A 12,418-nucleotide genomic window follows, 5' to 3' on the forward strand; every position below is an offset into this window, starting at 1 on the left:
TCAGAACATCCCACTCGACATCATCTCGACAATTGCCGGCGCCAGCACCAGGAGAAGGATCGCGACGACGATCATCATCGCCGGCATGACGATCTTGGCTTTCAGCTTTTCACTGGCCCTGTCCGCCTTCTCCCAGCGACGGAATCGCAGGTCGCGCGCGTGTTCGCGCAACAGCTCGACACGGTTGCTGCCCTCGACCTCACCCTGGATCACGGCGCGGATGACACGCACCACCTCCTCGGCGGTCATGCGGGCCTCCAGGCGTTGCAGCGCCTCGATCATGCCGGTGCCGAGCGCCACGTCCTTCAGCGTCTGTTCGATTTCCTCGCTCATCACGGTGCCGGGGGCAGCCTCGGCGTAGAGCCTCAGGCTTTCCGGCAGGGTAGCCTGCGCCTGCTGCGTCATGACGACAAGATCGAGGAAATAGGGAAATTCGCGCGAGATGCGTTCCTTGCGGTCCTGCATCTTGTCGTCGGCGACGACCCAGAAATAGATGGCAGGGATGAAGCCGAGGATCAGGCCGGCAGCAAGCCCGCCGATCACGCTGCCGCTCGCAATGCCGAACAGCAGGCCGAGCAGGACGAAGCCGAAGAGGCTCAGGACGACGAGGAGCGCGATATATTCCCGCCCCGTCACGCCGCCGAAAGGCCGGCCGCCATAGATCAGTTTCTGTTCGAGCTGCGCGCCGAAATCGGCGAGCACCGGCTCGAAATGCCTCAGCACGAATTCAACAGGCGTGCGCATGCCGATGCTGTCGACGATATTCGGCGGCGGGCCATCGCCGCCCGCGCTGCGGCGTACGACCTGGATGCTGCCGAGCAGATCGCCGAGCCACCAGACGAAGAGTGCCGCCGTAATGCCGGCAAAAACGATGGCGATGGGGCCAAGAGGAATTTGCGACATCATACCGACACCTTCATCATCGAGCGCATCCAGAAGAAGCCGGTGGCATAGAGAATGGCGCCGACGATCGCGATGACGATGCCGATGGCGTTGCCGAACACCTTGTCGATCAACTCCGGCTGGCCGAAGAAGATCATCAGGATCATGAAGAGCGCGCCGCCGTTGACGACGCGGAAGTTCATGCGCGCCTGCGACGAAGAGGTCGTGATCTTCTGGTCGAGCTTCCAGATTTCCTTGAACGATTTCGACATTTCCGTCAGCGGCTCGGAAATGTCGCCGCCCTGGCGGGCAAAGAGCCCAAGCGCGGCATCGACCATCTTGAAATGCAGGCTCGGCACGTTGCGGCCGTGGCGATCCAGCGCCTCGACCAGGCCGATGCCGAGCTTCTGCTCGCGGGCGATGCGCTCGAATTCGCGCGAGGCCGGCATCTGGCCGGTATCGGCGACCGCATTGACGGCGACGGCGAGCGGTTTGCCGGTGCGCACCGCCGAGACGATCTGGTCGACGGCGTAGGGAAGCTGGGATTCTATCTGCAGCCAGCGGCGCTGCAGGAAATAGCGGATCATCGCCTTGGGCAGGAAGAAGGCGACCGGGATCGCGACGACGATGCCGAAGATCGGCCCGAAGATCAGCGAGATGATCGCGAAGACGACGATCGCCGTGATGCCGTAGGCAAGGATCATCGTATAGGGCGGAACGGCGTCGCGCCCGAATACCTGCGCCGCTTCGCTGGCGAGCGCGATATCTCGTTCGGTCGCGCGCAGAAGCGGCGCCGGCCAGCGCACCGGCGCTCCCCAGACGAGCAGCCCCGCCGTCACCGCGCCGAGGGCGACCGTAAAAATCTGCAGAATGCTGATATCCATGGCTTCCCCCTAAAAACAAAAGATTCCGCGAAAACCTGAGCCACCCTAGACGAACATATCGAGTTTCTTGATCTCGCCGTTCTCTCCGAATTCAACGAGTTCCGCGACGAAGGTCGGCAGGTACCCGGTGAAGGCATGCACCGCCTGCCCGCCGGCGCGGCCGACGAGATTGAAGATCGGCTCGACGATGACGAGGCCGGTATCCGGATCGATGCCTATCACCTCCGATATCTCGGTGATGGCGCGCCGGCCGTTCTCCAGGCGGTTCAATTGCACGACGAGTTCGACGGCGGCGACGATTTGCTGGCGGATCGCCGTGACGGGCAGCGAGCTCTGGCCCTGCAGCACCATCACCTCCAGGCGGGTCATCATGTCCTGCGGCGTGTTGGCGTGCGCCGTCGTCATCGAGCCGGCATGGCCGGTGTTCATCGCCTGCAGCATGTCGATCGCCTCCGCGCCGCGGCACTCGCCGACGATGATGCGGTCGGGGCGCATGCGCAGCGCATTGCGAACGAGGTCGCGGATGGTGACGCTCGTCTCCGACTCCGCCGTCTTCGGCCGCGATTGCAGATAGACGACATGGATGCCGTCAAGCTGCAGTTCGGACGTGTCTTCGACGGCGACGACGCGCTCGCCGACAGGGATGAACTGCGACAGGCTGTTCAAGAGCGTCGTCTTGCCGGAACCGGTGCCGCCAGAAACGACGATGTTCTTGCGGGCGCGCACGGCCGCCTCCAGGAAGGCGCGCATCGGCTCGCTGAGCGCACCTGCCGTAACGAGCTTGCTGATATCGAGCCGCGACTTGCCGCCGAATTTGCGGATGGTGAGGCAGGCGCCTCTGACCGCCAGCGGCGGAATGACGGCGTTGACGCGCGAGCCGTCAGGCATGCGGAAGTCGGCCATCGCCTCACTCTCGTTGATCGAGCGGTTGGAATCGACGGCGATGCGCTCGATCACCTTCATCAGTTGCCGCTCGTTGGCGAAGGCGAAGGGATATCGCTCCAGCAGGCCGAATTTCTCGACGTAGATCTCGTCATAGCGCGTCACCATGATTTCCGAGATGACGTCGAGATCCATGAGTTCCGAGATCGTGCCCCAGCGGTACATCAGTTCTTCGATATTGGAGCGCAGGTGCGTATGGGCGATCTCGTAACGGTCGCCCGCGTTGAAAAGCGCCTGCCTGGCCTGAAAGGCAGCGCTGAAACGCGTGTCGAGCTGGGCGAAGTCCGAGCGGGTGGACTCGAAATTGAGCTTGAGCTGCAAGGCCGAGATCAGCGCTTTGCCGACATCGAAGAGGCGGCGATTGTCCTGCTCCTCGCGGATCAGAGCTGCCGCATTCGACGAGGCGTCGCGCCGCGTCGTACGGGCGATGCGTTTGGCAAGCCAGCGATAGACAGCGTTCCTGATGACGAGGACGACGAGATCCTGTGGCGCGCTGTCCAACGCTTCCTTGATGAACATGTCCAGGCGTTCGCGAATGCGGCTTCGCGTCTCCTCGCGGCCGAAATCGGAGGATTTCACCAGCCGGTCGTATTGCGTGTCCTTCAGCAGGCGCTCGTGAATTTCCATCTGCAGGGCGAGCACGCGTTCCTGATCGGGAAACTGCGTCACCGCTTCGGGTGCCGCAGCCGGCTCGACGAGTTCGATCGTGACGTTCGGCACCCAGATCGACATGCCGGCCGATACCGCGACCGGCGTGCCGGCCCTGAGCGGCTGGTCGTCGACCCGCGTCGGATTGCGGCCGTGATGCTGCACCGACCAGCCCTGGCCGGATTTCCGCAGCACGAATTGCGGTGAGGAAACATGGCTGCCGCGCAGACGCACGACACCGGCGCCGGCGGGCAGCGAAAGCGTGCTGCTTTCGCCGACGAAATAGGTCTCATTCGAGGAGAGCGGGATCACCTCCCGTCCGCTGCCGTCCTCATAGGAAATCTTCAACAGCATGGCTCACTCCCTCACGCGGCCGTCACATGCGCGTCCAGTTGATGCTCGGCAGGTCCTCGACACTGTTGTCGGCGGGATTGCGCAGCACGAGGTTCAGGCTGCCGTTCGACTGGCCAAGGGCAAAAATCAGCATTTCGGCTTCCGACGGCGTCACTTCGACGGTCACGTTATTGTAGGTGCTATTGGCCTTGGTGATGGCACCCTCGGCAGTCGTCGCGGCGCCAACGGCCAGCACTTTGACATTTTGCAGGAAGGTACGAGTAACGACGCGGGTGCGCGAGCTGATACCGAGCCTATAGTCCTGCGCCTGCTTGCGGTAAGCGTTGACATCGTTCTCGTCGGCGCCGGGATATTGGGTCAGATAGTTCTTCAGCATCTGCTCGACCGGCGACTGCGGCTGGGTCGGAGCCTGCGGCTGCCCGGCGGCAACAGGCGCCTGACCGGGAACGGCAGGAGGCTGGCCGGGGGCTCCAGGCTGGGTCGCGGCGGCAGGCGCCACGGGCTCGACCGGCTCATCGACCGTACCGAGGATATCGACATAGCTGCCCGGCTCGACGAAGTGGCCAACCGCTGCGGCCGCGTTGACGGGAAGGGTCAAAGCACGCTTGCCGGGCGCGATCATCGTCGTCAGGCGACCGCCGTCGGCATCGTCGAAATATTGGAAAAGCAGCACGGAACCGGCCGGAATGTCTGCGGCAGCCGTCCTGTCCTTCAGCCATTCCTGATAGGCGCTTGCAGCAGGCACGGCGAGCTTGGCGAGCGGCCCGAAGCTTTCCGGCAGCATGACCGGTTCGGCGAGCATGTCGGGCGTGATCGCCTGTCCCCTCGTGACCTTCCTGTCAGGCTGGAGCCGCATGAAGGCATAGGCCGTCTGCTCGTTCTTGACGCTCTCGGTCCAGAAATACAGCAGAACGCCCGTGATGAGCCCGACGATGACAGCCGCAATGAGCTTCCAGTTCATGGTGTTATTCCTTCGACGAAGGGTTGCCTGATTTGAATGACCTCGACGGTCCTGCCGTCGCTTTTGCTGCTGGTATAGAGAACGTTAGCCTCGACGCTGCCGCGCCGGCCATAAAGGGCGGTCACTCTGCCGCGCTGGGCCGGCGGCGTCTCGATGGTGAAACCGTCGCGGGCCAGAAGATCGGCGCGCGCATCCGACCAGCGCGCGGCGGACAGCGTGCCTTTCGACACCACCGTGCGCGACATGTGGCCCTTGTCGCGATCACCGATATCGCTCAGCACTTCGACGCCCGCCGGCGGGCGCAGTGACGGCGGCAGTCTGCTGACATCGGCGGGAGCCGCAAAGGCAGGGAGCGTCGCCGCGACATCGTCGAAGCGGCTCATCAGCACCTCGGTCGTCGGCGCATCGGCGGGACGGCGGATCATGATCGAGACGCCCGGGATCGGCGCTCTCGCCGAAGGATTGTTCGGATCTTGCCGCCTGAGATAGTCGAGCGCGGCCTCGCCGTCGCCATCGAAGAAGCGCACGACCACGGCGAGATCGTCGCGGACGCGGCTCGTCCTCGGGACGATCAGCATGTTGGCCGCGATGACGGCGGTCAGTTCTTGCTTGTCGCTGCTTTTCGGCAAGGCAGGCCGGGTGTTGGCAGCCAAGACCCGCAGCCATTCGTCGGTGATATCGGAAATGCTGCGATCGCTCTGATAGGGCGTGAACTGCAGCGGCTGGCCGTTGATGACGAGATCGCGCGGCGCGCGCTCCGGAGAGCCGAGAATGCCGGCCAGCATCGAATTCAGCGTCGCCCTGAAATCCTTGTAGACCTCGGCGCGGCCCGGCGTGGCCAGAACCACGGCGGCAAGGCCGATGACGAGCGCCAGGCCGGCGAGATGGCCGGCGAAACGAAAGGAGATGCGTGCGCCCTGTCTCATCTCATTTCGCTCCCGGAAAGACGCCGTCGAAAAGATCGCCGGAGTCGCTGGCCACGTCGCGGATCTCCCGGCGCAGCGTCGGATCGTAGCCGCGGCGCGTGGTGTCGTTGTTGTGCGAGGCAAAGAGCGTCGAGTCGTCCACCGTGAAGGCATCCTTCCAGCGAATGCTCCGGATGGTATCGAGATCGTCGGAATCCCTGAATTTGTAGACACGGTCGGCCGTTGCCGTAACCAACTGCGGCTTCTCGTTGGCGAGGTCGCCGACCATATCGCCGAAGTCGCGACCATCGCTCTTCAGCGTATTCTGCACGTCGTCCCAGACGAAGGTGCGCTGCGGATCGCCGTCGCCCTCATGAGAAGGTGTACGCGAGCAATTCATGGCGTCTCCTCCCGGCAGGGCAGGCAAGGCCGGGATCGGAAAGGCGTTCGAGAAGTCGGAGGTGCAATTCAGCCCATTGGCTTCGGCGAAGGCGGCATTGCGCATGGCGAGCATGGTTCCGACCTTCTTGGTGGAGATCCTGTTCGCATGGATGACGAAAATCACGATCAGCAGGATGACCGGCGCGGCGAGCACGAATTCGATCGAGGCAAGACCGCGCCTGTCGCTGTGGAGCCGCATCAGCAGCCCGCCGGCCGGAGCGCCGCCCGTATGTTCAGTGTGTGTTGACGGCAGCCCAGGCATTGGCTCCTCCCTGGTCGAAGACGCGCGTCAGGCCGGTGAAACTATCGGCAGCCGGACTTTGTTTGATCGTGTTGGAAACCGCGCCCATATCGTCGGCGAGTGTTGCCGGCGCAAGCGAGGCAAGCCAGTCCTGCGTGTAGAGATCGAAGGCCGTGTAATTATGGACCCAGCTCTGCGCCAGCGCATAGGCGGACGGCGTCTTGTCCTTGAACAGGCGGACCTGAAGCCTGGCGCGAGGCGCACGCGAAACGACCGCCAGCGTCTGGTAATCGGTAAGCTGGTCGCCGCCGAAGGGCGTGAAGTTGAACGGGATGCGCCCCTTCAGCCAGTAGGGCTTCGGGAAGGAGACGACGGGCAGGCTGGCGCCGGCCACGGAGATCGCGCCGCCCGCCGGACCGCAGACCTGATTCCAGATCATGTCGAACTTGCGGGTGAAATCGTTCTCGTCTTTTGTCTGCGCATCGGAATAGCGCGGCGGCACATCGATCGGCAGCTGGAAGGGGTTGGTAATGCCGAAGCCGACGCCGAAGACCTTGTCCGCGAGCCAGAAGCTGACATCGAGCGCCAGTTCTTCCCAAAAGCCGAGATCGCCGGCCCATTGTTCAACGATCGCCTTGAACGGGATCTTGCTCAGATAGGCCGGTCCGAAGGCTTCATAGAAGATGTAGAACTCCACCAGCTGATCGTCGATGCCGCTCTCGTGGTTGACCCAGTCGCGGATGTGGCTGCCGTCGACACCGCCTGCCGTCAACGGACCCTTGCCGTTGGGGAAGCCACGATTGGCGAACTCGCCGCGCATGAGGAGCGGATCTTGTCCCTGGGTGCCATAGGACATGGCAAGGCACATTTCGGTATAGGCAGCGGCCGGATTGACGCCATCGCGATCCACCGGCAGGTTGCCGCCGGCACCTTCACCAGCCTGGCCGCAGTTTTCGCACGGCGGATGGAAAACGACGTGGTCCGATTTATTCAAGCGCACCAGATGCAGAGCTTCGTTGCCGACACGCTGCGGGAAGCTTTCGACGAGGTAATCGTTCAGGTCGTTCATCGCATCGATGATGTCACTGGACTTGTTGATGAGACCCCAGGGATCGTATTTGACTTGTGCCGCCACCGTATATGCAAGTGCTTTGGTGGCTTCGGTCGCCCGGAACCCCTGGAACGCCAGGCAAGCGCCGTAGATGATGCCGCCGACGATCGGGACCTTTTGCCAGCCGGGGCAATAGGGCATCGGCGGAAGCGGCGGCAGCAGGGATGCGGGCCCGAAGCCTTCCGTGAAGGAATATTCGGCAAGCTTCGCCAGAATGACACCCGAGCGCAGGGCCAGTTCCGCCGTCGTGAGCTGGTAGGCGACCGACGTCGCCATGACAACGGTTGCCTGGGAGGAGGCGACATTGTTCATCGCCATGATGTTGAGATAGCGTGCTTCCCAGTCGGCATGGACGAGAGCGGCGGCGTCGGCGGTATCCTGCGTGCGCTGCTTGTCGTAGATCATCTGGCCGGTGTTCAAGATCCAGACGATCATCAGCGCGAGCGCGATCGTCATGTAGAGGATGATCGGCGAGAGGAATCCGCGATCGTCGCGGTGCAGACGTTTGATGAAGGTCGGTGTCATAGCAGGTTCACCTCCGCCGTCGAAATCGTGTAGTAGCGCCCGTCCTTCCTCTGGCCGCGGGCAAAGACCCAGCCGGCATATTCGAGCAGCAGGAAACGCGCTTCCACCTTGGCGGTGACGGGCACATGCGGAGTGCGGCTGATGGCGGCATAGAGTGCCATCGGCGCGCGATCGACAGTGACGGTCACATTCTGCGGATCGAACATGTAACGGGCCTGGTTGCGCATGGCGCGCCAGTTCTTCGAAAGGCCCGACGCATCGGCAAGGGCCTTCAGCGCCTCTTCCGGCGGCTGGCAGGCGCCGACGCATTTGAGCTGGTCGTAGGGGGCGGCCGGGATCAGCGCCAGACGGGCGGCGAGATCGGCCTTGCCGGGGGCGGCATCGTCATCGCAGGTCTTCGGGTCGATGATGCTCCGGATGGTGATCGGCAGGGCCGGGCAGAAATAGACGCGGGCGCTGCGCGCCGCCGCATAGGCGGCATAATGAGTGAAGAGGTGGTTTTTCGCCAGGATCGTAAACTGGAAGACCACGAACATGAAGAAGACGAAGATCGGCGTGACGAGCACGAAATCCATCATCGTCGTGCTGCCCGACACATCCCGGTGAAGCTCCGATATCCGGCGCCGGCGGGCGGAAAGCCGCGGCAGCAGCAGCATCGAGGCGAAGAGTACGAGGGCGATCGCAAAGGTACCGAAGAGGGCGCCGTGATCCTCGGGGATCCAGAAGGTCCGCGAGTGCAGGATCGAACTCCAGAAGGCACCGTTGAAAGTGGGGCGTTCGAGTTCAGGGCGCATTGCCGTTACCTCACAAGGGCAAGAGGGGTGAAATCAGGTATGAACAGGCACCAGAGAAGTCCGAGGGCTGCGGCGACGCCGAAGCGGACGGTATGATCTGTTTCGCGCGGCTTCAGCACCGAAGCGGCGCTGCGGAAACCGGCAGGCAGGAGCAGGGCGAACAATCCGACAGCCCGCAGCAGCGCGCTCCAGTCAACCCTTCGCGCCATCGAGAAAACGGCGATGACGCCGCCGACCATCAGCGATGCGAGCATCACGTCGATGGCGGGCCAGAGGCCGAGAATGGCGCCGAGCGCCGCCATCAGCTTGACATCGCCGCCGCCGCAGCTTCCGGCTGCGAAGGCGATGATGAAGATCAGGCCTGCAGCGAGCAGGCCGGCAAAAGCCAGGCCGATCCCTGCCGAACCGCTGCTGATGGCTGCCAGCATGAAGCCGGTCAGCAAACACGGATAGGTCACGGCGTTCGGGATGTGACCATGGCGGTGATCGAGCACCGCCGCGGTCGTGGCGCAGGCGACGGCAAGAGCCGTCGCCGCAGGCATCTGGGTCAGATCGTAGGTCATGTCCATGACACGGATCCGCTTATTGGCCCGGCTCAGGAATTCTCTCGGCGTCGGAGAGAGCCGTGTTCTTTTCGTTGAACCACTCGCCGATCTGTTTGCCGAATGCGAGCAGGAGCAGCATCAGCGGAATGACGATCAGCGCGACGGCCAGGACGATCTGGGCCATGTCGCCGCGCTCGTCCTTGTGAAGTGCAATTGCGAGAGTCTTGAATTTTTCAAACATCTGCGTATTCCTCGTTCCCAAGTTTGTTTCGGATCGAAGACCTTGGTGAAGATAAAGCAAGAATACGATATCGTTTCGAACCGGCACGTTGCTCGTTTCAATGATATTTTCTGCTTCGGTTTATCTTCCCCGGTGGCCAACGCTTGTTGAGCAACACCATTAAGACCCAAGAGTGCGCCCAAGGCCAGCCCTCCGTCAAGCAAACGAAACGAAGGGTTCCAATTGTCTTGGAGGCATTGCCTGTTGAAACGGAATCGACAAGGATAATTTCTAGCTAATCATCTGAATTAGCTCAATTTTCACCCCGAAAGGCGCAGCCTGCCGCGATTTGGCCCAATATCGTCCACTGCCCCATAATTGGCCAATCCTTTCAAGGCGATAGAATATCCTGGGCGGCGCAGCCATCTCACCCGCCCGCGCGGAACGCGCCCATGGCATTGCTTGGCGATCTGGATTAAGCTTATCGGACATATTGGGCATGACCCTTCAGTCGTTCCGGAGAAAGAACATGGAAACGATGAGCAGCGTCTTGATACTTGCATTGGTCCTCATTCCACTGATGATGTTCTTTCCGACCGCGGTTCAGATGATGGTAACGCTGTTCGGCATGAGCACTGTTCTTGTCGGGATGCCGCTCTGATGAAGGCCGTTTCTGACGATGCCGCCGAACAGGCGACCTTCCAGGTCCTGACTCGGGCGCTGGACAAGCTCTTGGGACCGATCCGCTTCCTTCTCGAGGACCCGAGCGTTTCCGAAATCCTGATCAACGGAACCTCCGACATCTTCGTCGAAAGGCGAGGCAAGCTCGAACGCGCCGATACACGCTTCGCCAGCCGCGAGGATCTGGAATCGGCCGCGCGCAGCATCGCGCAATTCTCCGGCAAGCGGCTGACGCCGGAGGAGCCGAGCGTGGAAGCCCGTCTGCCGGATGGTTCACGCGTGCAGATGATCCAGCCGCCGGCCGCCCGCACCGGGCTCTGCATCTCCATTCGCCGCTTTCTGAAAGAGCATCGCAGCATCCGCGATCTCGTTACCCAGGGCAGCCTGACCGAGGAGTCGCTGTCGCTGCTGCAGGCCGCCGTCGGGCTGCAGAAGAACGTCATCATCTCCGGCGGCACGGGCACCGGCAAGACGACGATGCTGAACGCGCTGTCGGAAGCCTTTGCCGATCACGAACGCATCATCGTCATCGAAGACACCTCGGAACTGCAGATCCGTAAGGAGCACGTGGTCTATCTCGAAGTGACCAAGCCCGACCGTTTCGGCCGCGGCGGCGCCAGCATCCGCGACCTGTTCCGCTCGTCCCTGCGCATGCGGCCCGACCGCATCATTGTCGGCGAATGCCGCGGCGGCGAGGCGCTCGACATGATCCAGGCGATGACCTCCGGCCACAGCGGCAGCCTTTCGACCGTGCACGCCAATACACCCTACGATGCCCTGCACCGGCTGGAGACGCTGGCGCTGATGTCCGACATCGATATGCCGCTCCGGCCGCTCAGGGCCCAGATCGCCTCGGCCGTCGACGTCGTCGTCCAGATCGCCCGCTTCAAGCGCACCGGCAGACGCCGGGTGATCGAGATTTCCGAGATCAAGGGCCTCAACGACGACGGCCAGTATATCGTCGAGAGCATCTACAAGCTGGAAGGCGACGGTCATTCCAATTCCGATGGCGCCCTGCTCTGGACCGGAGTCGGGCCGAGCTTCGCTTCCGATGCGATGGAAGAGCTGCAAGGTGCGGAGCGAGCGGAATGGATGAAGGCCGAAGCCGCCGCGCGGGCAACGACTTGAAAGCCTGTTGGCGGACTGTCTGCCCGGCATGATGCGTCGAGGGAGGCAAGCATAGTTACCTTCCCCGGTGTTTACTGGCGCTTCTTGCGCCAGGGTGCGTTCTTCTGCCAGTCGCCGGCCACGATGCTCCCGTAGATGGCCTTCCGGCAGGGCCTCCAGCCGGATGCCTGCTCCGGAAATCCGAGGCTGAGGAACCAGCGCCGGCGGCGCGCTCGTCCTCGCCAGAACCCGGAGAAGGAATTCGCGGCTCTCAAACCAGCATCGACTGCTGGGCGAAGATACCCGCCATCGCACCTTGCCATGATGCCGTGGTGACCGAGGGCATTCCGGGATTGGCGAGGTCGCCGGCGGCGTAGATGCCGGGCATGCTGGTCTCGCGGCGATCATCGACCTTGAGGGCGATGCCGCTGGGCGTATCGACTGTGGCGAGGCCCAGTGATTCATGCAGGCTGGCGGACGGCTTGTTGCGCGGATGGGCGAACAGGATGTCGACCGCGACATCGGGGCCGGTGTCGAGTTTGACGGTGGCGCTATGGCCCCCGTGATGGACGATCCCCGTGATCCGGCCCTCGACGACAGGTATGTTGCGAGGTGCGAGATCGGCCCGGATATCGGGCGGAATATCATGACCATCGGCGAACAGCGTCAACCTGTCGGTCCAATCGTGGAAAAGCCTGGCCTGATTGTGCGACTGCCGGCCGGACCAGACGAGGCCCCAATGCTGGCCGGCGACTTCAAAGCCGTCGCAATAGGGGCAGGGCACGATGGAGGTGCCCCAGCTTTCGGCAAAGCCGGGAACATCAGGCATCTGGTCCGCGATGCCATAGCTCAGGATCACGCGGCGCGCCTTGAGGCTTTCGCCATCGCCAGTGAGGACGGAGAAGTTGTCGATTGCGCCGGAGACACTTTCGGCCCGGGCACGGACCAGCTTGATCGTAGGATAACGCGCCAGCTGCTGCCGCGCCTCGGCCAGGATGTCCAGCGGCGGCTTGTGATCGTGGCCGAGCAGACCATGCGAGTGGCCGGCGAAGCGATTGCGCGGCAGGCCGGTATCGAGAACGGAGACCTTGCGGCGGGCACGGCCGAGCTGCAAGGCGGCGGCGAGACCGGCAAAGCTGCCGCCGATGATGATGACGTCATCCATGGTAATGGGCTC

General features: G+C 62.8%; 11 protein-coding genes and 1 pseudogene. 1 reads left to right on the forward strand and 11 read right to left on the reverse strand.

From position 1 onward, the window contains the following. Genes ATY78_RS17590 through ATY78_RS17635 form a run of 10 tightly spaced genes read right to left on the reverse strand, consistent with a single transcriptional unit; the run spans position 1 to position 9,474 of the window. Positions 1-906, reverse strand: a complete 906-nt coding sequence (locus tag ATY78_RS17590; protein ID WP_088683591.1) for a type II secretion system F family protein — start codon at positions 904-906, stop codon at positions 1-3. Further along, a complete protein-coding gene (locus tag ATY78_RS17595) occupies positions 903-1,766 on the reverse strand; it encodes a type II secretion system F family protein (RefSeq protein ID WP_088683592.1) in 864 nt (287 codons plus the stop codon). Before ATY78_RS17595 ends, ATY78_RS17590 begins: the two co-directional genes overlap by 4 nt. A gap of 45 nt (positions 1,767-1,811) precedes the next feature. Next, positions 1,812-3,710 (reverse strand): ATPase, T2SS/T4P/T4SS family, encoded by a 1,899-nt coding sequence (locus ATY78_RS17600; protein ID WP_088683593.1) that lies wholly within the window; start codon positions 3,708-3,710, stop codon positions 1,812-1,814. Positions 3,711-3,732: 22 nt separating this feature from the next. Continuing rightward, positions 3,733-4,671: an RcpC/CpaB family pilus assembly protein gene (locus ATY78_RS17605; RefSeq protein ID WP_088683594.1), complete on the reverse strand. Its 939-nt coding sequence runs from the start codon at positions 4,669-4,671 to the stop codon at positions 3,733-3,735. Beyond that, positions 4,668-5,597: a hypothetical protein gene (locus ATY78_RS17610; RefSeq protein ID WP_088683595.1), complete on the reverse strand. Its 930-nt coding sequence runs from the start codon at positions 5,595-5,597 to the stop codon at positions 4,668-4,670. Before ATY78_RS17610 ends, ATY78_RS17605 begins: the two co-directional genes overlap by 4 nt. A gap of 1 nt (position 5,598) precedes the next feature. After that, complete coding sequence (locus ATY78_RS17615) at positions 5,599-6,279, reverse strand: TadE family protein (RefSeq protein ID WP_088683596.1); 681 nt, start codon at positions 6,277-6,279, stop codon at positions 5,599-5,601. Beyond that, positions 6,251-7,894, reverse strand: a complete 1,644-nt coding sequence (locus tag ATY78_RS17620; RefSeq protein ID WP_088683597.1) for a Tad domain-containing protein — start codon at positions 7,892-7,894, stop codon at positions 6,251-6,253. Before ATY78_RS17620 ends, ATY78_RS17615 begins: the two co-directional genes overlap by 29 nt. Next, a complete protein-coding gene (locus ATY78_RS17625; protein WP_088683598.1) occupies positions 7,891-8,688 on the reverse strand; it encodes a TadE/TadG family type IV pilus assembly protein in 798 nt (265 codons plus the stop codon). The genes ATY78_RS17620 and ATY78_RS17625 overlap by 4 nt, the downstream gene beginning before the upstream one ends. Positions 8,689-8,693: 5 nt before the next feature. Beyond that, complete coding sequence (locus ATY78_RS17630; protein WP_088683599.1) at positions 8,694-9,257, reverse strand: prepilin peptidase; 564 nt, start codon at positions 9,255-9,257, stop codon at positions 8,694-8,696. A 13-nt stretch (positions 9,258-9,270) separates the two neighbouring features. Beyond that, a complete protein-coding gene (locus ATY78_RS17635; protein ID WP_088683600.1) occupies positions 9,271-9,474 on the reverse strand; it encodes a hypothetical protein in 204 nt (67 codons plus the stop codon). Positions 9,475-9,952: 478 nt separating this feature from the next. On the opposite strand from ATY78_RS17635, the pseudogene ATY78_RS17645 reads away from it, so the two are divergent. Continuing rightward, a pseudogene (locus ATY78_RS17645) lies at positions 9,953-11,262 on the forward strand (ATPase, T2SS/T4P/T4SS family). A 250-nt stretch (positions 11,263-11,512) separates the two neighbouring features. Here ATY78_RS17645 and ATY78_RS17650 read toward each other — a convergent pair. Further along, positions 11,513-12,406 carry an NAD(P)/FAD-dependent oxidoreductase gene (locus ATY78_RS17650; protein WP_088683601.1) on the reverse strand — a complete coding sequence of 298 codons (894 nt, stop codon included), beginning with the start codon at positions 12,404-12,406 and terminating at the stop codon, positions 11,513-11,515. Positions 12,407-12,418: the final 12 nt, after the last annotated feature.

It is taken from the genome of Rhizobium sp. R635, assembly GCF_002211285.1.
In the GTDB taxonomy this organism is placed as follows: Bacteria; Pseudomonadota; Alphaproteobacteria; order Rhizobiales; family Rhizobiaceae; genus Rhizobium.